Below are 26322 nucleotides of genomic sequence, written 5' to 3'. Positions count from 1 at the left end.
TAAATCCTAAATTCCTACATTTGTGAAAAAGTATTTTGCCATGCCAGAAAATATCCAAGAACAGATAGAAAAGCTCAGAAATGAAATTAATTTTTACAATAAAAATTATTATGAATTGGATGAATCTTTGGTTTCCGATTTCGAATTTGATGCCAAACTTTTGGAGCTTCAGAATTTGGAGAAAACACATCCTCAATACGACGATCCCAATTCGCCAACACATCGTGTCGGAGGTGGGATTACAAAAAAATTCCCAACCGTACAGCACGATTTTAGAATGTATTCTTTGGACAATTCTTATGATTTTGAAGACCTTGCCAATTGGGAAAAACGAATTGAAAAATCCTTGGAAGGCGAAAAAGTTGAATTTGTCTGCGAATTAAAATACGACGGTGCATCCATTTCGATACTTTACGAAAACGGAAAATTGACCCAAGCCGTTACCCGAGGTGATGGTTTTCAGGGCGATGAGATTACCGCCAATGTAAGAACCATTTCATCGGTGCCGCTTCAATTGAAAGGCGATTATCCGGAACGATTTTTTATGCGTGGTGAAATTTATTTGGACAGAAAATCCTTTGACCAAATCAATAAAAGTCGCGAAGCTGAAGGATTAGACCCTTTTATGAATCCCCGAAATACGGCCAGTGGAAGTCTGAAACTTCAAGATTCAACCGAGGTTAGAAAAAGAAATCTCACGGCAGTTTTGTATCAATTCATCAATGAAAATTTACCGGCAAAAACCCATTGGAATTTGTTGGAACACGCAAAAAAATGGGGCTTCAAGGTGTCTGAAGATCATGCTAAATTGTGCTCAACACTTGATGAAGTTCAAAGTTTTATCCAGTATTGGGACAAAAAACGCCACAGTTTGGATTTTGATATCGATGGAATTGTGATAAAAGTGAACTCGCTGCAGCAACAGAAAGAATTGGGCTACACCGCCAAATCTCCAAGATGGGCCATGGCTTACAAATTTAAAGCAGAAAAAGTGGAAACCCTTCTGGAGAAAGTGACCTACCAAGTTGGAAGGACCGGAGCAATAACTCCGGTAGCCAATCTTTCGCCGGTTTTGTTGGCCGGGACCATTGTGAAAAGAGCTTCGCTGCACAACGAAGACATCATAAAAAAATTGGATTTACACGAAGGCGACTTTGTTTTTGTGGAAAAAGGTGGTGAGATAATCCCAAAAATTGTCGGTGTCAATTTGGAAAAAAGAAATCCACAATCTCAACCGATTTCCTATGCCTCGCAATGTCCCGAATGCGGAACCCGGCTTGTGAAATTAGAAGATCAAGCGGCTCATTATTGTCCTAACGAATTGCATTGTGCCCCGCAAGTGGTTGGGAAAATGATCCATTTTGTTTCCAGAAAAGCTCTGAATATCGAGAATCTTGGAAGTGAAACCATTGAACAATTGTACAGAGAAGGCTTGGTGGAGAATTATGCAGATTTTTATTCTTTAAAAAAAGAAGCACTTTTGCCTTTGGAAAGAATGGCAGAAAAGTCTGCCCAAAACATTATTGATGCGGTGGAAAAATCCAAAGAGGTTCCGTATGAAAAGGTCTTGTTTGGGATCGGTATCAAACATGTAGGAGAAACCGTTGCCAAAAAATTAGCCAAGAATTTTGCCTCTATCGATTTGTTGAAATCGGCAACGGTTGAAGATTTGGTTGCAGTGGAAGATATTGGCGAAAAAATCGCAGAAAGCATCGTGAATTTCTTGTCCAATGATGAAAATTGGAACATCGTACAACGGTTAAAATCCTACGGTGTTCAGTTGGAAAAAGGAGAGGTTGAACAAGAACTTTTAAGTGAAGTGTTGATCGGAAAAACCTTTTTATTTACGGGAAAATTGTCGCTTTTTACCAGAGAACAAGCCGAGGAAATGGTGGAAAACCACGGTGGAAAAAATATTTCGGCGGTGTCCAAAAACCTAAATTATTTGGTGGTGGGCGAAAAGGCAGGAAGTAAACTGAAAAAAGCCCAAGACATCGGAACGATTACCATTTTGGACGAGCAACAATTTTTAGATTTAATAAACAATCAATAAACGAATGTTCCTCATTCTTTAACTTTGCAAGATCGAAAATGCAATCATGAGAATTAAAGTTATACTGTTGATGATGAGTGGGACAATGAATTTTTTATTTTTCTGTATGCATTTTGTAAGTGAGAGAATAAAAAATATTACAGTAAGCAAAATCAAAGGAAGTGTAATGATTTCAGCGATAACATTAAAAAAAGTACTGTAAAAATGAGTGTAGCTCATTAATATTAAAAAAGAAAAATAACAAAACAGTAAAACGCTTATTATGAATGAGGTAGTGCTTTTCATACTGAGATTTTCATCAAATATATAATTTTTAACCTTAACCTTAACCTTAATTTATGTTAAATATTCAATCGTTTTCTTTTAATCCGTTTTCGGAAAACACCTACATTCTATACAACGAAAATAAATATGCTTTTCTAATCGATCCGGGAAACTTTAGTCCACAGGAAACTCAAGTTTTGGAAAAATTCATCCAAGAAAAAGGATTAAACATAAAGAATATCCTGCTGACTCATGCGCATATCGATCATGTTTTGGGTTTGCAATGGGCTTTTGATACCTACAAAGTCCCGGTAATATTGCACGAAATAGAAAAAGAAATTTTGGACAGAAATCCCATGTCGGCAAGGCAATTTGGGTTTGATTTCCAGCCTTTTGTGGGCGATTTATCTTTTATCAATGAAGGCGAAACTTTGACTTTGGATACGGATCGTTTGGATGTTTATTTTGTGCCGGGACATTCGCCGGGCTCTCTGGCGTATCATTGCGCCCTGCAAAATTTTGTGATTTCTGGTGATGTTTTGTTTCAAGGAAGCATCGGCAGAACCGATCTTTACAAAGGCAATCACGAACAATTGTTGACGAGTGTTAGGCAAAAATTGTTTGTACTCCCTGATGAAACCGAAGTTTATTCCGGACATGGGCAGACAACAACCGTTGGTTTTGAAAAAAAACACAATCCATTTTTCTAATGGAAAAGTAAAAAGAAAGGCTGATGGATTTTTATTTCATCAGCCTTTCTTTTTTGATTTTATATAAATGCTATTTTTCTTCGTTTTGTTGGTCGATTTCTTTAAGTTGATCCAGGTTTTTACTCAGTTTTTTTAGGATAATTCCATATAAAACTTTATAATAAATATAGATTAATAAAATGCTGAATAAAGTGGTGAAAACAATGGATAAAATGAGCATCCACCAATTGTAGGATTGTAGATGAAGATCTTGGGATTGGATGTTGTTGAAAATGATGATGGAAATTAACAAGTTAAAAATCACCAAAATAACAATATTGGTTAAGATGAAATATCGAACTGTTTTCTTAAATTCTAAAATCTGAATGATAAACTGTTTGATGTTGGACTGCACCGAGATTTTTTTGTAATTTTTGTAGAACAAAATCACGAAATATCCAGTAATCAACAGATTAAGAATTTTCATTCCGAAGTCCAAATGCGCAATATTGGCTTTCATGATGTTGGTATCGTTCAGTCCTATTTTTTTTGTAATATTGAGTAGGGACTCGCCGCCTTCGCCCCAGATAGCGTAGTATAAAGTAATACCACTGAAAAGTATAAATTCAGCAAGGCTTATCCAGAAAATATATTTTACATAATTTTTGGATTTATGGTTCAGTATTTCTAATATTTCTGAACTGTTGTACAAGCGTTTTTTATCTTGCGCTTGCCAATCTTTTTTAAAGTTATCGATGTCGAAATCAGCCATGTTTTTCCATCAGTTCTTTTAAAGTTTTTTTCAATCTGTTCATTTTCACTCGAGCATTAACCTCGGTAATCCCTAAGTTTTCTGCAATTTCTTTGTACGGGAGATCATCCAAATACATGGTGACAATTGCCCTTTCGATATTGGGCAACATCTTGATGACTTTGTAGAGTAAAGAAACTTGTTGTTCTTTCTCGTCATCGTTTTCGACAAAGTTTTTATAATGCAAGTCGGCCAGTTCGTCCGTTGCCGGGGATTTGGTTTTCTTTCTGAAAAGGGTGATGGCGGTGTTCAGAGCCACACGATACATCCAAGTAGATATTTTTGCTTCACCCTTGTAGCTGCCATAGCTTCGCCACAACTGCAATACAATTTCTTGGAAAAGGTCTTGCTCGTCTTCCAGAGTGTTGGTGTACAATCGGGATACTTTTATGATCAGTCCCTGATTGTTCTTGATGAGTTGTGCAAATTCTTTTTCCTTTGAAGACAATTTTTTTTCGTTTATAAAAACGAAGATAATAAATTTGAAGCGAGAACGACGGATTTTTTGTAAAAAATAAATTTTCGACTTAGAAAAAAACTTACTTTTGCAAGCGCAAGAAAATCGGCTTGTTGATCTTTTCTTAGGAAAGGGTAGGAAAGTCCGGACACCACAGAGCAGCATAAAGGCTAACGGCCTTCCGTAGCGATACGAGGACAAGTGCAACAGAAAGCAAGTACAGTTCGGCTGTAGTGAAACCAGGTAAACTCTATGCGGTGCAATGCTAAGTATATCGTCAGTTAAGGGCAGCTCGTCCGTTGACGAGGGGTAAGCAGCTAGATCGTACGGGTAACCGTGCGGCCAGATAAATAACAAGCACTTCTTTTTTGAAGTACAAAATCCGGCTTATAGATTTTCTTGCTTTTTTGTTAAATTTATACAAATACTTAATTCCAAAATTGGAGTTTATGGAATAAAAAAAGAGTAGAAATTTCTACTCTTTTTTATTAAATATTATTTAGCATTTTTCAATTCGGCTTCTCTCTTTTTGAAGATGTGCTTCAATTCTTTTTCAGTATAAGGTTCTACTTTTGCAATATCTTTTGCATTTGGATCTACCGTACCTGTTATGTTTAGGGTAATTCTGCTTTTTTCTGGGTCGTTAGAGAAAACTTCAATGTTCTTTTTAAAGAAACCGTTGGAAGCCGTGTTGTATCCTACTTTGATAAGAGCTGTTTTCCCAGGTAAGATCGGATCTTTGCTCCATTCCGGAGTTGTACATCCACAAGAAGCCTTTACATTGGATAAGATTAGAGGTTTTTTGCCCGTATTTTTTACTGCAAAATAACGATGTCCATCAGATCCTGTTTTAACGGTTCCGTAGTCATAAGTTTCTCTATCTACTACAATTGTTTGTGCAGATGCAAAAGCAACAGCACCCATCATTGCAAATCCAGCTAATAATTTTTTCATATTCTTTTTAGATTTTTAAATTGTTAATTAATGTTTGACGAGCAAAGTTAAAAATTATTTCAATTTATTCGTTTAATTTTTTTAGTTTGGCTTATTTTTGCAGATATTTTAATTTTTATTTAATTTTTCATGTCTATATCCGAAAAATATAATCCACAAGCTACTGAACAAAAATGGTACCAATATTGGTTGGAAAACCGCTATTTTCATTCAGAACCCAATCAGAAACCACCGTACACCATTGTGATACCACCACCCAATGTAACTGGGATCCTACACATGGGGCATATGCTGAACAACACTTTGCAAGATGTCTTGGTGCGCAGAGCCAGAATGATCGGTTACAACGCTTGTTGGGTACCGGGTACAGACCATGCCTCAATTGCTACAGAAGCCAAAGTAGTAGCAAAACTAAAAGCCGAAGGAATTTCCAAGGATGAAATTGGCAGAGAAGGTTTCTTAAAACACGCTTGGGACTGGACCGAACAATACGGCGGGACCATTTTGGAGCAACTGAAAAAACTGGGTTGCTCTTGCGATTGGGACAGAACCCGCTTTACTCTTGAACCCAAATTATCAGCACAAGTCATCAAATCTTTTGTGGATCTGTACAATAAGGGACTTATCTACCGTGGATACAGAATGGTCAATTGGGATCCTGAAGCCAAAACCAACATCTCCGATGAGGAGGTGATTTTCAAAGAACAAAACGGAAAATTATATTTCTTAAAATACCAAATCGAAGGTTCGGAAGAATATCTTACCGTTGCCACAACCCGTCCCGAAACTATTTTTGGCGATGTGGCCATTTGTGTGAATCCAAGTGATGAAAAATATGCGCACCTAAAAGGTAAAAAGGTGGTTGTACCCATCGTGAACCGCGTTGTCCCCATTATCGAAGACGATTATGTGGATGTAGAATTCGGTACCGGAGCTCTTAAAATAACACCTGCACACGACATCAACGACTACGAAATCGGACAAAAACACAATCTTCCGATGATCGATAGTTTGGACGATGATGCCAATTTGAACGAACACGGCCTCCATTATCAAGGGAAAAATAGATTTGAGGTTAGAAAACAAATAGCCAAAGAATTAGAAGAAAAAAATCTTTTGCTAAAAGCTGAAGATTATGTTAATAAAGTAGGAACTTCCGAAAGAACAGGAGCCGTTATCGAACCTAAAGTTTCTGTACAATGGTTCCTGAAAATGTCAGAAATTGCCAAGCCTGCTCTGGATGTAGTGATGAACGATGAGGTGAAATTTCACCCCGAAAAATTCAAAAATACCTACAAATATTGGATGGAAAACATCCGCGACTGGAATATTTCTCGACAATTGTGGTGGGGACAACAGATCCCTGCGTACTATTATGGTGAAGGCGAGAATGACTTTGTCGTTGCCGAAACTGTTGAAAAAGCACTTGAACTTGCCAAAGTAAAAACGAATAACCCACTGTTAACAACAGACCACCTGAAACAAGATGAAGACGCTTTGGATACTTGGTTCTCTTCATGGTTGTGGCCAATGTCTGTTTTTGATGGGATGAATGAGGATGAAGATCAAAAAGATTTTGATTACTATTTCCCAACATCGGATTTGGTGACCGGACCGGATATTATTTTCTTTTGGGTGGCCAGAATGATCATGGCAGGATTAGAATTTAAAGGAAAAGTACCGTTCAAAAATGTATATTTCACAGGAATTGTAAGGGACAAACAGAGAAGAAAAATGTCCAAATCTTTGGGGAACTCTCCAGATCCTTTGGAACTGATAGAAAAATACGGTGCCGATGGCGTTAGAGTAGGGATTATGTTGAGCTCTTCAGCGGGTAACGATCTTCTTTTTGATGAAGAACTGATGGTTCAAGGACGAAATTTTGCCACCAAAATATGGAATGCTTTCCGATTGATACAAGGTTGGCAAAAAGTGGACAAGCCAGCAACCGAAGCAGAAAATCAAGCGATTTCTTGGTTCGGAAATCAGTTGGATAAAACCATTGTAGAAATAAAAGATCAATTTGAAAAGTTCAGAATTTCTGATGCTTTGCATTTGGTGTATAAATTGATTTGGGACGATTTCTGTGCATGGTATCTAGAAGCCATCAAGCCCAATTATGGTGAAGGTATTTCCCAAGAAGTGTACAACAAAACCATCGTTTATTTTGAAGAACTGATGAAACTGTTGCATCCTTTCATGCCTTTCCTAACCGAAGAATTGTGGCAAAATATTTCTGAAAGATCTACAGAAGAAGCCCTTATCGTTGCACAACAAAAAACCGCCGATGCTTTTGATGCTGTTACTTTGTCCAATTTTGATTTTGCCAAAGAAGTCATCTCCGGAATTAGAAATTACAGACAAAGCAAAGGAATTTCTCCAAGAGAGGCTGTAGAAGTTTATACCAATGCTGCGATTTTTGAAAATCAAGCGGTAATTGAAAAATTAGGAACAATTTCCAAAATTGCATTTGGTGAGAAAACCGATAAGTCTACTTATTCTTTCTTGGTAGGAGCTGTGGAGGTTGCCATTCCGCTGAGTGAAAACTTGGATTTGGAAGAAGAAAAAAAGAAAACCGAAGAAGAAATTGCCTACCTTCAGGGATTCTTGGTGTCGGTAGAAAAGAAACTTTCCAACGAGAAATTTGTTGCGAATGCCAAACCCGAAATTGTAGAAAATGAGCGCAAAAAACAAAAAGATGCTCAGGACAAAATCGTACTTTTAAAAGAAAAACTTCAATCTTTATAGTCTTTTTAAGAGCCATTTATATGGCTCTTTTTAATTCTCAATTATTGATAATGCAGCTGGAAAAATTTATAAAAAAATGAATCATTTAGACAATATAAAAAAACTATTCAGCAAAAATTTTGTTGAAAACCCATTGATTGAAAGCTTCGATGCAGGAAAATTGCACCTGCCAACCGGACAGTTGTTGGCATGCGATCCTTTGCTGACTAACGACATGAAACCGTTCACCGTCAATTTCCCAAAAGGCGATCATCATGTAATTGTTCATCAAGAAAAAGACTCTCACGGCATTGCTTATGTCGAAGTGGTGTTTTCGGATGAAGTGTGCCAGTCGTGGCAAATGGCCGTAACGGAAGGTCAAAATTTAAAAGATTTGAAAAAAGGAGAGATCTTTGGTTTTCCCGTTGCATCCGGCATGGGAAGCTTCATGGATGCTGAAACCCAGAATGAACTGAATGCATTGGAAGAAAAATTATTCCAAGAAAAGCAAGATGATTTCTTAGGAATTTATGAAGAATTTTTTCATAACGCTTTTTTTGAAGGCGAAAAAATGATAAGGAATTATGCCTTTTTGAAGCCCAACCCAAGCTTGCACAATTCCATTTTTGCATTTGAAATAGGCGAAACTGAGGGCTTTTTCGCTTCTTACATCGGATTTGATGCCCAAGATAGACCTGTGAAAATTATTATGGAGCTAATAGAAATTGGCGAAGGCTAATGTTTTTTTTCAAGAAAAAATAAATTAAGTTTGTATAAATTTATTTGAAAATGAATATTTCTTCTCATCAACCCAAAATCATCGTGGTTGGAAGTTGTGCTATAGATTTGGTTTTGTATGTGGACAAGGTTCCCGGGTTTAACGAGACGGTAATTGCTTCCAATTCAGAAACTTTCTTTGGCGGCAAAGGTGCCAATGAGGCAGTTGGAGTCTCTCGATTGGGTGCAAGTTCTTATTTGATGGGTTGCGTAGGGATGGATCCCTCAGGTCAACAAATTATGAGGCATTTGGTGGAAGAAGATGTGAATATAGGTTTTGTGTCCGAAATTGAAGACGAAGAGACAGGTAAAGCGTATGTGGCGAGTGATATGGGACGACACAGCATTATTGTGGTTCCGGCAGCCAATTATTCTTTGACCAACAGCCATATTTTAGAAGCTGAAAAATATTTTCAAACTTGCGATTTGGTGCTTTTGCAGTTAGAAGTGCCTTTGGAAGTGAATGAGTTTGTGGTTTCCTTAGCTAAAAAATACGATAAAAAAGTAGGAATCTACGCTGCTCCGGCTTGTCATTTGCCAAGTGAGATGATGGATCAATTGGATTTCATCATCTGCAAATCAAATGAAATTTCTAAGATTTTTGGAACCGAAAGTTCGGATTCCATTTTGAAAAAATATCCCAATAAATTATTTATTCGAGACGAAGACAATTCAACCACTTATTTCAATGGAAGTGTTATGAAAAATCAGCGTAATTCTCAGCTACCACTGCAGTACAATATGGGTATGGGCGATGCTTTTACATCCGGGTTTTCAGTGGCTTTGTGTCATGGCAATTCCGTTGAAGAAGCCGTAGATTTTGGTAATTTTTCGGCCATGAAAGTCGCACAAAAAAGAGGTGCGCAAACCGGTTTGCCCTATTTGAAGGATCTTGTGTAAATCTATGCACCGTGGAAAAAATAATTGTCCATGCTAGAGATGGTTATCCATTAACGCTTCATGTTTTTCATCCCGAACTTTCCATTCGGAAATTGTTGTTAATCAATTCGGCGACAGGAGTAAAACAGCAGATGTATTTTGCTTTTGCGGATTATTTTTCCAAACAAGGTTTCACGGTCATCACATACGACTACCGCGGGATAGGATTGTCCAAACCCGAAAAAATGAAGGGCTTTTCAGCCAGCATGAGAATGTGGGGATCTGTAGATTTTGAAGCCATTACAGATTGGTTGCAACTCGAGTTTGCTGACTTCGAAAAGTATTGCTTGGGGCATTCTGTTGGCGCGCTTATCATGGGGATGAATCCTCAGTCTACCATTTTTAAAAAATACATTTTTATAGCCACGCAAAAGGCGCACATTGGTAATCTGAATTGGAAAGTTCGCTGTTCAGCAGCCTTGGGATTTGGTGTGGTACAGCCTTTTTTAACGCATTTATTCAATTATTTTCCTGCTCATTATTTGGGTTTGGGCGAAAGTCTGCCGGCAGGCTGTGCTTTTGATTGGCGAACTTTGATTTTGCACAAAGAATCTACCAATTTTTTACTGAAAAACAACCGCATTGATGTTTCAAAAACTTTGGATCAGCCCACATTGTTCCTCTATGCACAGGACGATCATTGGGTCACCATGAAAGGCATGAAATCTCTAATTTCAGAAACTTACCCTCGGTTGAAAGTTGAATTTCAAGAACTTAAAGTTTCAGATTCTCCACAAAAAACGATCGGGCATGTCAATTTTTTCAGGTCCTACAATCTGTTGTTGTGGCAGATACCGATGTCGTGGATCCTGCAATAATGGTCGGGATTTAAGAATTTTTTTGCAAATATTGTTTTTGCCTATCTTTATTGTTGATTTTTATAAATGGACAAATGGGTCTTTAAATTGCAATTCTTACTAACTTCGTACTTCGATTTTTCGACTTAACTTTCGAGTTAGATGCTCGTATAATTCTAAAATTTAACCTAAATTATGAGTTCAGAAAAGGGATTTTGGGTATTGTCCAAATTGGGGAAGAAAGTGTTGCGCCCCGGAGGTAAGGAACTTACCGAAAAACTAATAGAGGCTCTTGATATTTCTAACCGGACAAAGGTGGTCGAATTTGCTCCAGGAAAAGGTTTTACAACACAGCTGTTGTTGTCTCAAGCACCTTTTTCTTATTTTGGAATAGATATCGAGGCTCAAACCATTTCCGAATTGAAACAAAAATTTCCTCAGGATTATTGTAAATTTTTACAGTCATCTGCTGCTTATACGGGGTTAGAAAATCAATCAGCAAATGCAGTAGTTGGAGAGGCCATGTTGACCATGCAAGTCGATCATAGAAAAACTGAAATTATTTCTGAAGCTTTTCGGATACTTGCACCTGGAGGTCGATATGCAATTCATGAATTGGGTCTAGAGCCTGAAGATTTGGGGCTTGATTTCAAAAAAAATATGCTCAAAGATTTGTCAAAAGCCGGTAGGGTGAATGCAAGACCCTTGACTCAAACCGAATGGGTAGAGTTATTGGAACAGAGCGGTTTTCGTATTGTAAAGGTCATAAAATCTCCTATGCTGTTGCTGGAACCCAAACGATTGATTGCCGATGAAGGTGTGCTGGGACTCATAAAAATCGTATTCAGATTGCTGACTCAGCCCAACACCAGGCAGCATGTAATGGAAATGAAAAGAGTTTTTAGAAAATATTCTAAAAACTTGATCGCCATTGCCGTTGTAGCAGAAAAACCAAATTTGACCAATTTAAATTCATAAAACACTTTTGTATGGGAAATATCATTTTAAAAAGAATTTATCTACCGGCCTCAAAAGACGATGGATACAGAATTTTGATCGATAGGCTTTGGCCAAGAGGCATTTCTAAAGAGGAAGCGCATTTGGATGAATGGGACAAAGATCTCGCACCAAGTACCGAACTTAGAAAATGGTTTAACCACGATCCAGAACGCTTTCAGGAATTTTCTGATAGGTACAGAAATGAATTGAAAGACAAAGTCGAGGAGCTGAAACGGCTCAACGATTTTTCTAAAAAGGGATTATTATGTCTGTTATTTGGAGCAAAAGACGAAAAATTTAATCAAGCACAGGTTCTGAAATCAATTTTAGAAGAAATGGATTAGTCTTTATGTTGCGGAGAATCAATGTGGTATAAGATTTTGTATGACTTGTTGTTCTGAATGTTTTAGACGGTGCAAAATGTATAGGTTTTGTATTGAAATAATTCATAAATTTGCGTTTTTTAAAAAGTAACCTGAAAGTAAAAATTGAAAAACATCCATCATGCGTAAACAGTTTGTTATCGTTTCTAGTGTATTAATTTTAATCACTATAGCACTTGGAATTTTTATCAGTGCCAATTGGTTTGTCGTTTTAGCAGTTTTGTTGGTATTTACCCTAATGGGATACCAAGATATGTATCAAAACAAGCACGCCATCAAAAGGATTTATCCATTGTTCGGTAGAATGAGATATGTGCTTGAAGAGCTAAGACCAAAATTGTATCAATATTTTATCGAATCGGATATCGACGGAAGACCCATCAATCGTGTGGATCGTTCGACCATTTACCAAAGAGCCAAAAAAGAATTAGAAACCATTCCGTTTGGAACTCAGCTTGATGTTTATGCCGAAGGTTATGAGTGGATGTGTCATTCTGTGGCTCCTAAAGCTTTTGCATCTCTTAACCACAACCCAAGAGTGATGTTCGGAAATAAAGATTGCAAACAACCCTATTCAGCATCCATCTTAAATGTTTCTGCAATGAGTTACGGATCTCTTAGTTCCCAAGCGATTGAAGCTCTGAATGGAGGTGCTAAAATCGGTGGCTTTGCCCACAACTCTGGAGAAGGTGGACTTTCGGATTTCCACTTAAAACAAGGTGGAGATATCATCTGGCAAATCGGTACCGGTTACTTCGGGTGCCGTGACGAACACGGAAACTTCAATCCTGAACTTTTTGCTGAGAAATCTAAAATAGCAAATGTGAAAATGATTGAGCTGAAAATTTCTCAAGGAGCCAAACCGGGTCATGGAGGAATCTTGCCGGCTTCTAAAAATACAGAAGAAATTGCTAAAATTCGACATGTAAAACCGCATACAACCATTGCTTCTCCACCGTATCACTCGGCTTTCAGTACTCCAATTGAGATGATTCAGTTCATTGGTAAATTAAGAGAATTGTCCGGAGGGAAGCCTGTTGGTTTTAAATTGTGTATCGGTCATAAGAGCGAATTTATCTCCATTTGTAAAGCGATGATCCATTTGGATATCTATCCGGATTTTATTACCGTTGATGGTGGTGAAGGTGGTACAGGTGCAGCTCCACAAGAGTTTTCTAATTATTTAGGTGCACCAATGTTGGACGGATTGGATTTTGTTCATAATATTTTGAACGGTCTTAATATTCGTCAGCACATTAAAATTATCGCTTCAGGAAAAATTACTTCGGCATTCCATGTTGCTCGTGCCCTAGCTCTAGGTGCAGATACTTGTAACTCGGCAAGAGCCATGATGATGGCTTTGGGTTGTATCCAAGCTTTGTTGTGCAACACCAACAAGTGTCCTACCGGAATTGCAACTCAAGATCCTAAATTGACTGTCGGATTGGTGGTCGATGATAAAAAAGTTCGTGTTGCCAATTATCACAAAGGGACTATAGAAAATTTTGTAGAAATGCTTGGGGCTTCAGGATTAGATGATATGAAAAACCTTACCAGATCCCACATCTACAGAAGAATTTCATTGAACCAAATGTTAACTTACGAGGAAATCTTCCCTTCCATCAAGTTAGGAGCAATGTTAAATGAAGAAACGATTCCGGAAAAATATAAATTGGATTTCCAACTTTCCAATATGAATGCTTGGGGCATCCATCCTCAAATGGCATAATTGATGGAAGATCAGTGGGTTGCCCAAACGAAAGCATTTGTAAAACTAAAGTTGGAAAATGCTGAAGCCGGTCACGATTGGTTTCATATTGAAAGGGTGTACAAACTGTCCGAAATTATTGCTAAAACTGAACAGTGCAACTTGGTAGTGGTGCAGCTTGCAGCCCTACTTCATGATATCGCAGAGCCAAAGTTTCATCAGGGTGATGAAACTTTGGCTCTGTCCATTTCCAATGACTTTTTAACTTCTATTGGCGTTCCAAAAGATTGTATTGAGCAGGTTTTGTTTGTCATCAAGCACCTGTCGTTCAAAAACAGAGGATCATTGCCAAAGACAATCCCCATCGAATTGAAAATTGTGCAAGATGCCGATCGGTTGGATGCCATTGGAGCTATTGGTATCGCAAGAACTTTTCATTTCGGAGGTTTCAAAAACAATTTGATGCACCACCCGGATATGCCGCCAAAGTTAAACATGACAAAGGAAGAGTACAAAAAGTCTGACGGAACCACCATCAATCATTTCTACGAAAAATTGTTGTTGCTCAAAGACCTGATGAATACTGAAAAAGCCAAAGAATTGGCCGAAAAAAGGCATCAATTTATGCACTCTTTTTTAGAGCAATTTCTGAACGAATGGGATTCGCTTTCTTAAATTAAATATTGGTTTAAGTTCTATTGTTTAAGTGTAATGTTTTATTTATTAATTTGTTATTGGCTATTGTTTAATCCTAAATTCTTCAAAATAGCCTTCTAACGCAGGGTTGATGCGCTATCTTATTGATTGTCTGCTTCCTGTATTTTTGTGGAAAACTTTTAGGTCGATTTTTATATTTATTACCTGTTTCAACTTTCAAAATAGGCTTTTCTTTTTTACTTTTGTCCATATCCATTCGGGTAGAAAAAATCCAATTTTTTATTGTCAAATTTTATTTCATCGTATTGTTTTTCAGTGAAATAAAGTTTTTTAACCACAAGTATTAATTCTAAAAATGCATTAGATATGGGAATTTTTGAGAAAAGAGTCAACTACAAACCTTTTGAATACCCTGAGGTATTACAATTTATTGAAGCGATCAACAAATCCTTTTGGGTACATTCCGAAATCGATTTTACAGCCGATATACAAGACTTCCATTCACAATTGGAGCCTCATGAAAAAAATGCCATCAAAAATGCACTTTTAGCCATTGCTCAAATCGAAGTTTCGGTAAAAACTTTTTGGGGAAACCTGTATAATCACATGCCAAAACCTGAACTTAACGGTTTGGGAGCTACTTTTGCCGAATGCGAGTTCCGCCATTCCGAAGCATATTCTCGATTGTTAGAAGTTTTGGGATACAACGACGAGTTCACAAAAGTGGTAGAAATTCCAGCAATTAAAAAAAGAATTGATTTCCTTTCGAATGTTCTGAAACATGCCAATGCAACCACAGAAAAAGAGTATGTATCGTCCTTGCTGTTGTTTAGTATTTTGATAGAAAATGTTTCTTTATTCTCCCAATTTGCCATCATCCTTTCGTTCACCCGTTTCAAAGGATTTATGAAAAATGTTTCCAACATCATTGCGTGGACTTCTGTTGACGAGCAAATTCATGCCAATGCAGGAATTTATCTAATTAATAAAATTAGAGAAGAACAACCCGATTTATTGACGGATTCGGACATTGATGATATTTATACTTTGGTGGACCAATCGGTAGAATTGGAAGCCGAAATCTTGGATTGGATTTTTGAATTGGGAGAAATTGACCATGCTACCAAAGAAAATCTCCTGAATTTCATGAAATTCCGTGTGGACGATAGTTTAAAGAAAATCGGTATGAATTTGAGATACAATGTTACGGCTGAAGAATACAAGCCTATGGTTTGGTTTGAAGAAGAAGTTTTTGCCAATTCCATGGACGATTTCTTTGCAAAAAGACCTGTTGATTATACCAAACACGACAAGAGCATCACCGCCAACGACCTTTTCTAAACATCGAATACCAACACCCTTTACCCAAATGACACAAGATATTAAATCTGAAATCGATTACATCCAATCAGAAAATTTTAAGCTTGGCCAATACATTTATATGGCCATGGCAAAAGTAGGAGAACACCGCGTGTGTATTGCAGTAGGTTACAAAATTGATTATTGCATAAAAAAGGCCTTGCAGTTTTCCGAAAAAGATCATCAACTAACCTTTACGCACATCAACAAAGTGAAGGTCGGCGAATTGGAAAGAACCAAGAAGTTTGAATGGGTTGAAAATAAAGAATTACAAGTGTCCTAGTCGTTTGTTTAGGAAATATAACAGTTGAAAAGAAAAATAAGAATGGAAGAAAATCTAAATATATGGTGGCTCAACGAAGAGTCCGAACAAATGCTCAACAGAGGGTATCTGTTAAAAGGCGAAACCGTTGAAGGAGCCATAGACAGAATTACCACATCGGCAGCTAAAAGATTGTACAAGCCCGAGTTGCAACCGGCCTTCAAGGAAATGATTGTGAAAGGATGGATTTCTTTTTCATCACCCGTTTGGGCTAATATGGGGACACAAAGGGGGTTGCCAATTTCTTGTTTTAATGTTCATGTCCCGGACAGTATCGAAGGGATTACCGGAAAAATGGGAGAAGTCATTATGCAAACCAAAATTGGTGGCGGTACTTCCGGATATTTTGGCGAACTTAGAAACCGTGGTACTGCCGTTACGGATAACGGGAAATCTTCAGGAGCCGTATCTTTCATGAAGCTGTTTGATACCGCTATGGATGTGGTTTCGCAAGGTGGTGTGAGAAGAGGCGCTTTTGCAGCATATTTGGATATTGACCACGGAGATATCGAAGAATTTTTATCCATAAAAGACATCGGAAGTCCGATCCAAAACTTGTTTACAGGGGTTTGTGTGCCGGATTATTGGATGCAAGACATGATTGAAGGCGATACCGAAAAAAGAAAAATTTGGGCGAGAGTGTTGGAGAGTCGCCAACAAAAAGGATTGCCTTACATTTTCTTCACGGATAATGTGAATAGAAACAAACCTCAAGTCTATAAAGACCACGGAATGACCATTAATGCCAGCAATCTTTGCTCGGAAATTATGCTGCCATCCACCTTGGAAGAAAGTTTCATCTGCTGTTTGTCTTCCATGAACTTGGAGTTGTACGACGAATGGAAAGATACCAACGCGGTGAAATTGGCCATCTATTTCTTGGATGCCGTACTATCGGAATTTATCGAAAAAACCGAAGGTAATTTCTACTTGCAAGGCGCCAGAAACTTTGCCATCAGACACAGAGCTTTAGGTTTGGGCGTTTTAGGATACCATTCGTATTTACAAAAAAATATGATCCCTTTCGAGAGTTTCGAAGCGACTCAGTTCAATGCTAGAGCTTTCAGACAGATCAAGGAACAGGCCGAACAAGCGTCCAGAGAACTTGCAAATATTTACGGTGAACCCGAGTTGCTGAAAGGCTACGGAATGAGAAATACCACCCTGATGGCGATTGCTCCAACCACTTCCAGCTCGGCAATTTTGGGACAAACTTCCCCAGGAATCGAACCTTTCGCATCCAATTATTACAAAGCAGGTTTGGCAAAAGGAAACTTTATGCGTAAGAATAAATATCTTGCGAAATTGTTGGAAGAAAAAGGATTGGACAACGAAGAAACTTGGAGAACCATCATGCTGAACCACGGTTCTGTACAACACATGACCGAATTGTCTGACGAGGAAAAAGCAGTGTTCAAGACATTTAGAGAGATTTCGCCAATGGAAATTATCTCCCAAGCAGCTCAAAGACAGCAATATATCGATCAAACTCAATCCTTGAACTTGCAAATTCCGTCCACCATGCCGGTAAAAGATGTCAATTATCTGATGATTGAAGCATGGAAAAAGGGCGTGAAAACATTGTATTACCAAAGAAGTTCTTCGGTTTCCAAAGAATTGATGGTCAATTTTGTGACCTGCTCTTCTTGTGAAGCTTAATTTTTTTGAAAAGAATAAATAGGAACTCGGCTTAGGCTGAGTTTTTTTATGGTCGAAAGTCATGCGTTTTAGATGACTTTTGTGCATGCATTTCTTTTGTCATGTGGCGAAATAATCTTAAATTGCCCTTTCAAAATTTTAAAACAATTAACAATGACACAAGATATTGTATTCGAACTGATCGAGAAAGAAAGACAAAGACAATCTCACGGAATTGAACTTATTGCTTCGGAAAACTTCGTTTCCAATGAGGTGATGGCAGCGATGGGCTCCGTTTTAACCAACAAATATGCTGAAGGCTATCCAGGAAGAAGATATTATGGAGGTTGCGAAGTGGTGGACGAGGTGGAAACCCTAGCCATCGAAAGAGCTAAAAAATTATTCGGTGTCGATTATGTGAATGTTCAGCCGCATTCCGGTTCTCAAGCCAATGCAGCCATTTATTTGGCCGTTTTGAAGCCGGGAGACAAAATCATGGGAATGGATCTTTCCATGGGCGGTCACCTTACCCACGGATCGGGTGTGAATTTCTCAGGAATACAGTATCAAGTTTGTTCTTACGGTGTCGATAGAGAAACCGGAAGGATCGATTACGAACAAATGCGTGAAGTGGCCCTTCGTGAAAAACCAAAAATGATTATCGCCGGTTATTCTGCATATTCCCGCGATTTGGATTATAAAAAATTCCGTGAAGTAGCCGACGAAGTAGGAGCGACACTTTGGGCAGATATCGCACACCCGGCAGGTCTTATTGCGAAAGGATTGTTAAATTCTCCGTTTGAACATTGTCATGTGGTTACAACGACCACGCACAAAACCCTGCGTGGGCCGAGAGGTGGGATGATCATGATGGGCAAAGATTTTGAAAATACCTACGGACACAAAACTCCAAAAGGCGAATTGAAAATGATGTCAGCCGTATTGGATTCTGCAGTTTTTCCGGGTATTCAAGGTGGACCTTTAGAGCATGTGATCGGAGCCAAAGCGGTTGCCTACGGTGAAGCATTGACGGATAATTTCGGAATTTATGCCAAACAAGTGGTTGCTAACACCCAAGCCTTGGCCAAATCCATGGTGGATAGAGGTTTCGAGATTGTGAGCGGCGGTACCGACAATCACTTGATGCTGATCGATCTTAGAAATAAAAATGTGAACGGTAAAGAAACTGAAAAAGCTTTGGTAAAAGCCGATATCACTTGTAATAAAAATATGGTTCCTTTTGATGACAAATCGGCCTTCACCACTTCGGGGATCCGTTTGGGTACGGCTGCCATAACTACCAGAGGTCTTGTGGAAAACGAAATGGACAACATTGCCGAACTTATTTCGAATGTTGTGGATAACATCAATAACGATGCGGTATTGGCAGATGTTCGTAAGAAGGTGAATGCGATGATGGAAGGTAGGCCTTTGTTCAGCTTTTAATTCCATTTAAAACAAATAATTTCAGGTTTCGAATTCAAATTTCGAAACCTGTTTTTTTTTGCTTGTCTTTAAATGCAAATTGCGTGGACTTTGTTAGAGTCTTATCTTTGCGGAAAGATTGTAAAAAATAAAGAACAGCAATTTTGTTTCACTGAATAGAAATTGAAAACAATGGATAAAAAAGTCTATACTTTTCTGGAAATCAAACAAAAAATGGCGAACTACTGCGTTTATCAAGATCGCTGCCATGAAGAAGTGGAGCAAAAGATGCGTGAATTTGTACTGATACCGGAGGCTAAAGAAGAGATTTTACTCTATCTCATCCAAGAGAATTTCCTGAACGAAGAACGCTTTGTGAGAAGCTATATTCGGGGCAAATTTTACATGAAAGGTTGGGGTAGGGTTAAGATAAAATTAAACCTTTTACAAAAAAAAATTAACGAAAAATTAATTTCCAAATGTTGGAATGAAATTGACGATGCCGATTATGAAAACGAAATGGAAAAACAGTATCAGACTTACTATTCCAAACTATCAGGTTTGAAAGAATATCAGAAAAAAATGAAAACCGTAAAGTATTTGTTGTCGAGAGGTTTTGAATATGAACTGTTAATGAATCTTAAATAATCTTAAAAAAAATACAATACCCATCTTGGAAAGGGGGTTGAAATATTTTATATTTGTAGGTCTAAACGATTGATTAAAGGATTGTGAATATGACATTTCACTGAAAGTAGTACTGGGATTGCGCTGAGCACTATTTTAAACCTTTCATTTCGTAAGAAAATAGAAACTAAAAGATAACCATAAAACATGAATTTTAAAAACAATTGCAAACTCAGAGACTTTGTTTCCTGGGTCGTACAATTTAGCAACAACCGGTATTCGCCAAGATGGTTCATCTTATTGGTGGATGTATTGATCTTAATTTTTGCATTCAATCTCACTTACTTTATCTTGGGTATGCTTCATGTTAGACCCACTTCAATGGTGGATTTTACAACGAAAGCATCATTAGTAATTGGAGTCAATGTGGTATTTATGCTGGTGTTTCGTAGCTTTTCTGGCGTCATACGACACTCGACTTTTTTCGATTTATTCAGACTCTTTTTGGTCATGCTGTTTTCAGGGATTGTATTGGTAATCATCAATTATTTATACCAGTATAAATTTACTTCATTCATCATAAGAAATCCGATATTGGTGGTGTATTCCGCTGTTGCCTTTGGTTTTTTATTTTTATTTAGACTGTTCATTCGAGGATTGTATAAACTGATCAACGATATCAACAGAACCAAATATTTGAAAAAGATTATGATCCTTGGTACCGATGACGATGCCATTTCTTTTGCCAAGGCCATCATAACCAGTCCAAACAGTCCTTATGAAGTGATGGGATTCTTGGTGAACAAAAAAGAAAATGGAGCTCCTAAAATATTAGGGAAAAATATATTCTCAAAAAAATGTTTGTCTAAAGATTTTGTTGAAAACCAACAATTAGAAGCCGTTTTGTTGATTAAAGAAAACCTGTCCCGTCAAGAAATCAATGCTTGGGTAAATTTTTTAATGGATCTGAACATTAAAGTATTAAAAGCCCCATCCATACAGAAATTAAGAGATAAAGATTTGGTAGGAGGAATTCAGAAAATTCAAATTGAAGATTTACTGAATAGAAAGTCCATAGCTATTGGACACCAAGTGGTAGAAGAACAACTTGCGAACAAAAGAATTTTGGTCACCGGTGGTGCGGGATCTATCGGGAGTGAAATTGTAAGGCAAGTAGCCAAACACAATCCTTCCTTTTTATTGATTTTGGATCAAGCCGAAACCCCTTTGTATTCTTTAGAACTGGAGATCAGACAATTTTTTCCCAATTTGAATTGCAAATTTGTATTGGCGGATATTTCCAACGGCTACCGTATGGAAGAGTTGTTCTCCGAATACAAATTTGATGTAGTTTATCACGCAGCGGCCTACAAACATGTTCCGATGATTGAGGAAAATCCACACGAATCCATTTTCGTTAATATACACGGAACCAAATTATTGGCTTCGTATGCATGCAAATACAAGGTAGATCGTTTCGTTATGGTATCGACAGACAAAGCCGTGAATCCGACCAATGTGATGGGGGCTTCCAAAAGAGTGGCCGAGCTGTTCGTACAAGCTTTGCAAAATGAAGATTGCAACGATACCAAGTTCATCACCACCCGTTTTGGAAATGTTTTGGGATCCAACGGATCTGTAATTCCGCATTTTAGAATGCAAATAGAAAATGGTGGACCGGTAACCATCACGCATCCGGAAATTGTACGATATTTTATGACCATACCCGAGGCTTGCGAATTGGTGTTGCAAGCTGGAGCAATGGGGAATGGAGGCGAAATCTATGTTTTTGATATGGGCAAACCGGTGAAAATTTTAGACTTAGCGACCAGAATGATTAAATTATACGGGTTGGAACCGCATCTGGATATTCCCATTACCTTTACAGGACTAAGACCCGGAGAAAAGCTGTACGAAGAATTGCTGAGCGACGATACGACGACATTGCCAACCAATCACAAGCAAATTTTGATCTCTAAAGATCCTTGTAGAGGCTTCCAAGACATCGATGACATGACCAGAAAGGTTATAAAAGCGGCCATGCGAAGAGACAAAATGGAAGTGGTGAAACATTTAAAATTAATAGTTCCTGAATTTAAGAGCAATAATTCTGTTTATCAATCGTTGGATTAATTTAGATATATTATATTTGTGCTTCAATTTTTTTAATGATTATGAAGAAAAAATCCTATTTGTTTTTAATTTCTACTATTTTAGTGGTGCTGACTTCTTGTAAGTCAAAAACAAATATCAATTATATGGAAGATATTCAGCAGGTTGCCTTGGCTTCTTCCAAAGAAAATTCGGTTTTTACCATTCAGCCGGGGGATCATCTGATGATTTTGGTTTCTGCAAAAGACAACAATGTAGCCAAACCATTTAACCAAAATTATTCCTCGTCCGAAAATCCTTTGTATTCGACACCGAGCTCCAATGTTCCTACACAGACTCAGGTGCCTTTTTCTGGGCCCACCTATACGGTAGGTGCAGACAACAGCATACAATTTCCAGAACTGGGATTGATCCGTACGGAAAATAAATCCACAGAGCAATTGAAAAATGAACTTCAGGATCGATTGAAAAAATACATCAAAGAACCTTCGGTAAGTGTTCGATTGGTTAATTTTAAAATCTCCGTTTTGGGAGAAGTCAATAAAGCCGGTCGTTTTACCGTACCGGATGGGCAAAACATCAATGTCTTAGAAGCCATAGCCATGGCGGGAGATTTGACCATCTACGGCGAGCGAAATAAAATTATGGTACTTAGGAATACCGACGGTACGCCGGTCAGTCACACCATCGATATCTCCAAATCGGAGTTTATCAATTCGCCGTATTATTTTTTAAAACAAAACGACATCATTGTGGTTCCTGCCAACAAAACTAGACAGAACGCCTCGGCTTTTGGTCCACAAACCACCGTTTGGATCTCTGTGGCATCCGTAGCTTTGGGGTTGTTGGCTCTTTTTGTTAGAAAATAATCGGAAGAGACTTTTTAGTCCATGAACTTTAGAAAAATACAATTGAAAGATATTAATTGATCAGAATGAATCAAGAAGCAGGAAAAATAAAAAAAGAGACCAATCTTAGCGATATTTTGAAACCTTACATCAGCAAATGGAAAACATTTGCTTTTTGCGTTGCAATGTTTTTGGCGTTGAGTTTGGTGTACATCAAAATAACCGCTCCGGTTTACAAATCCGAAACCAAAGTCCTTATCAAAGATGCCAAAAAAATGTCTTCGGCTTCTGGAGATTTTGGGGTCTTGCAAAATTTAGCCGGTTTTAGCGGGATGGGAACCAACAGCATCGAAAACGAATTGGAAGTTTTCCGTACCAAAAAACTCATCGGCGATGTTGTGAAAGATTTGGGGGTGCAAATTCCGGTGTTCAGCATTGGTAAGTATTACGACAGCGAGTTGTACCAAAAAACCAGTCCTTTTACGGTGCATGTACTTGCTGAAAAAGAAGTTGAAAAATTTCCTAAAGAACAAATTGAAGTGGAAATCAATGGAAATCAATTGGTGATTTCTTCTCCTGAATTATCTGGGAAAATTAAGTCTGAGTTTGATAAAACCATTTCTCTACCTTTTGCCAACATCATCATTCAGAAAAATAAAGCTTATCAAAAGCCTAAATTTTTGAAGTTTAGAAACGATAACGAATTCAAATTCAGATATCAAACTTTTGCCGATGCTGTAGAAGGTTTTCAAAAACAACTGACTGTGGATTTGGCCGATAAAGATGCTACGGTGATCAATCTGGTGTTGGTAGGTGAAAATAGGGAGAAATCTAAAGAATTTCTTAATACTTTGGTGAAATACTACAATCTGGATGCGATTACCGATAAGAATACCGAGTCCAAAAGAACAAAAGATTTTATCGATGAGAGGATTTCCATCATTTCCAAAGAATTAGGCGATGTAGAAAACGAAAGAGAACGATTTAAAAAATCCAACGAAATTGTTGATATCCCTACTGAAGCTAAACTCAATCTGCAACTAAGCACCGAAGCTACGGCTAAAGAATTGAATTTGGAAAACCAACTTCAGATGAGCCAGATGCTTCTAGGATTTCTTAACAAACAAGGACTGGGACAGACCCTACCGGCCAATGTAGGTCTGGACAATGTTGCCGCCAGTAAGAATATAGAAGTGTACAACTCTTTGGTCTTGCAAAGAAATAAATTGTTGGAAAATGCAACCGAAGAAAACCCTTTGGTGATAGAGGTGGAAGCTCAAATTAAACAAATGCGCAATTCTGTGAAAGAAGGTTTGGCTAAACACATTTCAGCCTTGAATATGTCCAGGGCTCAAATCATTTCGCAACAAGGAAGTTTTGATTCCAAAATAAATAAATTCCCAACTCAGGAAAAATTATTCCGAACCATAGAACGACAACAACAGATCAAGGAAGGTCTTTATCTTTTGCTTTTACAAAAAAGAGAAGAATCCGCCATTTCTTTGGCCATGACATCGGATAAGGCTAGGGTAATCGATCAAGCCTACACCTTAAAAAAGCCGGAATCACCTAAGAAAATGATCATTCTTTTGGCTTCGTTAGTTCTTGGATTGTTATTGCCATTTACTTTCATCTATCTCAAAGAATTGTTCAACAACAGTATTGAAACCAAGCACGACATCGAGAAGATGTCCAACATCCCAATCATCAGTGAGATCCCTCGTTTGGATCGTAAAGCCCAACCGCTTATTCAGATGAACGATGTGTCGCCCATGGCTGAAGCGTTTAGGATTCTGGTGACCAATCTTAATTTTATATTACCGAAAAAAGATAAAGGTAGGATCATCATGATCACTTCCTCATCAAAAGGAGAAGGGAAAACCTTTGTGTCATCCAATTTGGCCATAGCTTTGGGGTCACCAAAAAGAAAAGTTTTGTTGATCGGTTCGGACATCCGAAATCCTCAGTTGCAACGCTACGACCCGAGCAAGTTTTCGGCTCCCGGTCTGTCCGAGTATCTTTCAGAGAATGTCGATTCGGTAGAAAGTATCATGCATCCGAGTCCTTTTTCTAAGTATTGCGATATTATTTATTCCGGAACCATTCCGCCAAATCCGACCACGCTGTTGGAAAATGGTAGATACAGTCAATTGATTGATCAGGTAAAAGACCAATACGACTATCTCATCATCGATTGTGCGCCGTTGATGTTGGTGACGGACACCTTCATTATTTCGGATATTGCCGATGCAACTTTGTACATGACGCGTTCCGAAAAATCCGAAAGATCGTTTATCGAATTTGCCAACCATTCTGTGGAGGCCAAACGATTGAACAATGTAAATTTTGTTTTGAACGATGTTCAAAAGCGAAATTTCGGCTATGGAAATACCCTAGGTTACGGATATCATGCTTCTGAAAAGAAATGGTGGCAAAAGATTTTTAGATCCTAAAATCGAGCTTTGTCGCTAATGAATCTTCAAGGTATTTTGGCCAAACTGAAAGGAAAGGAATTTGTTTCGGCAAGTTTCTATTCTGCCATTGCTTCCGTGATTAAGATCCTAACGACCTTGATTATTGGGAAATTCATCGCTTTGAAGTTGGGTACCGAGGGTATGGCACTTTTTGGACAGCTCTACAGTTTTGTACTCATCGTTTTGGTTTTTGGAGGTGGTGCATTCAGTCAGGGGTTGATCAAGTATATTTCAGAATATTCAACACACCAAAATCAACACGATTTAAAATCGATTATTTCGACATGCTTTCAGGTGTCGTTAATATTGTCATCAACGATAGGATTATTTTTATTGATACTGCCCAAAACCTTTTCAGTTTGGATATTCGACTCGGAACAGTACGAAATTGTATTTTATGTTTTTGGAGTTTCGCTTTTGCTGTATGTGGTCAATAATTTGTTGATTTCTGTGGTCAATGGTTTTAGACAATACAAACTAACCAATCGGCTCAACATCATATCCAATGTCATAACTCTAGCATTGTCATTGGTATTTATTTATCTTTATGGGATAACCGGCGCTTTACTCTCGGTGGTTTTGGCTCCTGTATTTTCACTTTTGGTGGTCTTGTTTGTCCTAAGAAAAAAAGAATGGTTTAAGAAAGACCATTTCATGCAGAAAATTCAAATCCCACACCTCAAAAGTCTAGCGCATTTTGGCTTGTTGGGAATCGTTTCGTATGCATTTTTCCCATGGTCGGCGATCGTGATTCGGAACATCATTATCGACAAAGTAAGTTTGTCTTCAGCCGGGCTTTATGAGTTGGTACTCAGGATTTCTGGTGCAAGTCTCATGTTTTTTTCTCTTACGGTTACCACTTATTTCATTCCCAAAATATCCTCGTTAAAATCGTATGAATCCATCGTGAGCGAGATAAAATCGGTTTATAAAATGATCGTACCGATCGTGGTGGTTTTGCTGTTGGCGATATTTATTTTCAAATATTGGATGATTATACTTTTGGCCGATGAAAGCTTCTTGCCGGCTCAGAGTTTGTTTCAATATCAATTGATTGGCGATTTTTTTAAGGTTTGTGCTCAGATTCTCAGCTTTGCTTTGGTGGCAAGAGCCAAAGTGTGGACGGTTATTGTTATTGATGTATTGGCCATTGTTGTCCAGATCGTTCTCACTTATTTTTTGGTCGATCGTTTTGGAGTCGATGGCGCTGCTATGGCCTATATGTTTTTGTTTATCCTTTACTTTATTACATTTGTGATTATTTTCAAAAGAAAAATAATGGAATAACCCAGAGTGGTGAAC

The 26322-nt window shown here is 38.0% G+C and carries 22 protein-coding genes and 1 other RNA gene; 20 read left to right on the top strand and 3 right to left on the bottom strand.

Annotated elements, in window-relative coordinates; genetic code table 11:
- Positions 1-40 precede the first annotated feature (40 nt).
- Both ligA and EIY84_RS02250 read left to right on the top strand, forming a co-directional pair.
- Complete coding sequence (gene ligA / locus EIY84_RS02255) at positions 41-2053, top strand: NAD-dependent DNA ligase LigA (RefSeq protein ID WP_124640220.1); 2013 nt, start codon at positions 41-43, stop codon at positions 2051-2053.
- Positions 2054-2391: 338 nt separating this feature from the next.
- Complete coding sequence (locus tag EIY84_RS02250; protein ID WP_124640082.1) at positions 2392-3027, top strand: MBL fold metallo-hydrolase; 636 nt, start codon at positions 2392-2394, stop codon at positions 3025-3027.
- Between the two features lie 70 nt (positions 3028-3097).
- Here EIY84_RS02250 and EIY84_RS02245 read toward each other — a convergent pair whose 3' ends face one another.
- Positions 3098-3778, bottom strand: a complete 681-nt coding sequence (locus EIY84_RS02245; protein ID WP_124640080.1) for a beta-carotene 15,15'-monooxygenase — start codon at positions 3776-3778, stop codon at positions 3098-3100.
- Positions 3771-4265, bottom strand: coding sequence for an RNA polymerase sigma factor (locus EIY84_RS02240; RefSeq protein ID WP_124640078.1), 495 nt, complete (start codon positions 4263-4265; stop codon positions 3771-3773). Before EIY84_RS02240 ends, EIY84_RS02245 begins: the two co-directional genes overlap by 8 nt.
- A 106-nt stretch (positions 4266-4371) precedes the next feature.
- On the opposite strand from EIY84_RS02240, the gene rnpB reads away from it, so the two are divergent.
- Positions 4372-4680, top strand: an RNA gene (gene rnpB, locus EIY84_RS02235) — RNase P RNA component class A.
- A gap of 89 nt (positions 4681-4769) precedes the next feature.
- Here rnpB and EIY84_RS02230 read toward each other — a convergent pair.
- Positions 4770-5228, bottom strand: a complete 459-nt coding sequence (locus tag EIY84_RS02230) for a DUF1573 domain-containing protein (protein WP_124640076.1) — start codon at positions 5226-5228, stop codon at positions 4770-4772.
- Positions 5229-5357: 129 nt separating this feature from the next.
- Here EIY84_RS02230 and EIY84_RS02225 point away from each other — a divergent pair, with 129 nt between their 5' ends.
- The 17 genes from EIY84_RS02225 to EIY84_RS02145 all read left to right on the top strand — a co-directional run bounded on the left by EIY84_RS02225 (position 5358) and on the right by EIY84_RS02145 (position 26307).
- The gene (locus EIY84_RS02225) at positions 5358-7976 is read left to right on the top strand and encodes a valine--tRNA ligase (RefSeq protein ID WP_124640073.1); all 2619 of its coding nucleotides are present in this window, start codon (positions 5358-5360) and stop codon (positions 7974-7976) included.
- Between the two features lie 76 nt (positions 7977-8052).
- Positions 8053-8694: a DUF4241 domain-containing protein gene (locus tag EIY84_RS02220; protein ID WP_124640071.1), complete on the top strand. Its 642-nt coding sequence runs from the start codon at positions 8053-8055 to the stop codon at positions 8692-8694.
- A 50-nt stretch (positions 8695-8744) separates the two neighbouring features.
- Positions 8745-9632, top strand: coding sequence for a ribokinase (locus tag EIY84_RS02215; protein ID WP_124640069.1), 888 nt, complete (start codon positions 8745-8747; stop codon positions 9630-9632).
- A gap of 11 nt (positions 9633-9643) precedes the next feature.
- On the top strand, positions 9644-10489 hold the full coding sequence (locus tag EIY84_RS02210) for an alpha/beta hydrolase family protein (RefSeq protein WP_124640067.1): 846 nt from the start codon (positions 9644-9646) through the stop codon (positions 10487-10489).
- A 174-nt stretch (positions 10490-10663) separates the two neighbouring features.
- Positions 10664-11446 (top strand): class I SAM-dependent methyltransferase, encoded by a 783-nt coding sequence (locus EIY84_RS02205; protein WP_124640065.1) that lies wholly within the window; start codon positions 10664-10666, stop codon positions 11444-11446.
- 11 nt (positions 11447-11457) lie between these two features.
- Positions 11458-11811, top strand: a complete 354-nt coding sequence (locus EIY84_RS02200) for a DUF488 domain-containing protein (RefSeq protein ID WP_124640063.1) — start codon at positions 11458-11460, stop codon at positions 11809-11811.
- A 160-nt stretch (positions 11812-11971) separates the two neighbouring features.
- Positions 11972-13579, top strand: coding sequence for an FMN-binding glutamate synthase family protein (locus EIY84_RS02195; RefSeq protein ID WP_124640061.1), 1608 nt, complete (start codon positions 11972-11974; stop codon positions 13577-13579).
- Positions 13580-13582: 3 nt separating this feature from the next.
- Positions 13583-14233 carry an HD domain-containing protein gene (locus tag EIY84_RS02190; RefSeq protein ID WP_124640059.1) on the top strand — a complete coding sequence of 217 codons (651 nt, stop codon included), beginning with the start codon at positions 13583-13585 and terminating at the stop codon, positions 14231-14233.
- 348 nt (positions 14234-14581) lie between these two features.
- Entirely contained in the window at positions 14582-15556 is a 975-nt protein-coding gene (locus EIY84_RS02185) for a ribonucleotide-diphosphate reductase subunit beta (RefSeq protein WP_124640057.1), read from the top strand.
- A gap of 28 nt (positions 15557-15584) precedes the next feature.
- Positions 15585-15857, top strand: a complete 273-nt coding sequence (locus EIY84_RS02180; RefSeq protein WP_124640055.1) for a hypothetical protein — start codon at positions 15585-15587, stop codon at positions 15855-15857.
- Between the two features lie 42 nt (positions 15858-15899).
- Complete coding sequence (locus EIY84_RS02175; RefSeq protein ID WP_124640218.1) at positions 15900-17555, top strand: ribonucleoside-diphosphate reductase subunit alpha; 1656 nt, start codon at positions 15900-15902, stop codon at positions 17553-17555.
- A gap of 153 nt (positions 17556-17708) precedes the next feature.
- Positions 17709-18980, top strand: a complete 1272-nt coding sequence (gene glyA / locus EIY84_RS02170) for a serine hydroxymethyltransferase (protein ID WP_124640053.1) — start codon at positions 17709-17711, stop codon at positions 18978-18980.
- A 171-nt stretch (positions 18981-19151) separates the two neighbouring features.
- Positions 19152-19607 (top strand): regulatory protein RecX, encoded by a 456-nt coding sequence (locus EIY84_RS02165; protein WP_187477618.1) that lies wholly within the window; start codon positions 19152-19154, stop codon positions 19605-19607.
- Between the two features lie 186 nt (positions 19608-19793).
- On the top strand, positions 19794-21719 hold the full coding sequence (locus EIY84_RS02160; RefSeq protein WP_124640051.1) for a polysaccharide biosynthesis protein: 1926 nt from the start codon (positions 19794-19796) through the stop codon (positions 21717-21719).
- A gap of 41 nt (positions 21720-21760) precedes the next feature.
- Entirely contained in the window at positions 21761-22567 is an 807-nt protein-coding gene (locus EIY84_RS02155) for a polysaccharide biosynthesis/export family protein (protein WP_164472000.1), read from the top strand.
- 65 nt (positions 22568-22632) lie between these two features.
- Complete coding sequence (locus tag EIY84_RS02150) at positions 22633-24999, top strand: GumC family protein (protein ID WP_124640047.1); 2367 nt, start codon at positions 22633-22635, stop codon at positions 24997-24999.
- Between the two features lie 18 nt (positions 25000-25017).
- Entirely contained in the window at positions 25018-26307 is a 1290-nt protein-coding gene (locus EIY84_RS02145; RefSeq protein WP_124640045.1) for an O-antigen translocase, read from the top strand.
- Positions 26308-26322 lie beyond the last annotated feature (15 nt).

Origin of the sequence: Amniculibacterium aquaticum, from assembly GCF_003852705.1 — a bacterium.
In the GTDB taxonomy this organism is placed as follows: Bacteria; Bacteroidota; Bacteroidia; order Flavobacteriales; family Weeksellaceae; genus Amniculibacterium; species Amniculibacterium aquaticum.
Note: the sequence above shows the minus strand (reverse complement) of the source record. Positions and strands in the feature narration are given on the sequence as shown.

Excerpts from the sequence above, each read along its gene's own strand:
- ligA (WP_124640220.1), top strand. The coding sequence starts at position 41 with ATGCCAGAAAATATCCAAGAACAGATAGAAAAGCTCAGAAATGAAATT.
- EIY84_RS02185 (WP_124640057.1), top strand. The coding sequence starts at position 14,582 with ATGGGAATTTTTGAGAAAAGAGTCAACTACAAACCTTTTGAATACCCT.
- EIY84_RS02150 (WP_124640047.1), top strand. The coding sequence starts at position 22,633 with ATGAATCAAGAAGCAGGAAAAATAAAAAAAGAGACCAATCTTAGCGAT.
- EIY84_RS02165 (WP_187477618.1), top strand. The coding sequence starts at position 19,152 with ATGGATAAAAAAGTCTATACTTTTCTGGAAATCAAACAAAAAATGGCG.
- EIY84_RS02215 (WP_124640069.1), top strand. The coding sequence starts at position 8,745 with ATGAATATTTCTTCTCATCAACCCAAAATCATCGTGGTTGGAAGTTGT.
- glyA (WP_124640053.1), top strand. The coding sequence starts at position 17,709 with ATGACACAAGATATTGTATTCGAACTGATCGAGAAAGAAAGACAAAGA.
- EIY84_RS02230 (WP_124640076.1), bottom strand. The coding sequence starts at position 5,228 with ATGAAAAAATTATTAGCTGGATTTGCAATGATGGGTGCTGTTGCTTTT.
- EIY84_RS02145 (WP_124640045.1), top strand. The coding sequence starts at position 25,018 with ATGAATCTTCAAGGTATTTTGGCCAAACTGAAAGGAAAGGAATTTGTT.
- EIY84_RS02250 (WP_124640082.1), top strand. The coding sequence starts at position 2,392 with ATGTTAAATATTCAATCGTTTTCTTTTAATCCGTTTTCGGAAAACACC.
- EIY84_RS02190 (WP_124640059.1), top strand. The coding sequence starts at position 13,583 with ATGGAAGATCAGTGGGTTGCCCAAACGAAAGCATTTGTAAAACTAAAG.
- EIY84_RS02220 (WP_124640071.1), top strand. The coding sequence starts at position 8,053 with ATGAATCATTTAGACAATATAAAAAAACTATTCAGCAAAAATTTTGTT.
- EIY84_RS02175 (WP_124640218.1), top strand. The coding sequence starts at position 15,900 with ATGGAAGAAAATCTAAATATATGGTGGCTCAACGAAGAGTCCGAACAA.
- EIY84_RS02245 (WP_124640080.1), bottom strand. The coding sequence starts at position 3,778 with ATGGCTGATTTCGACATCGATAACTTTAAAAAAGATTGGCAAGCGCAA.
- EIY84_RS02225 (WP_124640073.1), top strand. The coding sequence starts at position 5,358 with ATGTCTATATCCGAAAAATATAATCCACAAGCTACTGAACAAAAATGG.
- EIY84_RS02155 (WP_164472000.1), top strand. The coding sequence starts at position 21,761 with ATGAAGAAAAAATCCTATTTGTTTTTAATTTCTACTATTTTAGTGGTG.
- EIY84_RS02180 (WP_124640055.1), top strand. The coding sequence starts at position 15,585 with ATGACACAAGATATTAAATCTGAAATCGATTACATCCAATCAGAAAAT.
- EIY84_RS02200 (WP_124640063.1), top strand. The coding sequence starts at position 11,458 with ATGGGAAATATCATTTTAAAAAGAATTTATCTACCGGCCTCAAAAGAC.
- EIY84_RS02195 (WP_124640061.1), top strand. The coding sequence starts at position 11,972 with ATGCGTAAACAGTTTGTTATCGTTTCTAGTGTATTAATTTTAATCACT.
- EIY84_RS02205 (WP_124640065.1), top strand. The coding sequence starts at position 10,664 with ATGAGTTCAGAAAAGGGATTTTGGGTATTGTCCAAATTGGGGAAGAAA.
- EIY84_RS02160 (WP_124640051.1), top strand. The coding sequence starts at position 19,794 with ATGAATTTTAAAAACAATTGCAAACTCAGAGACTTTGTTTCCTGGGTC.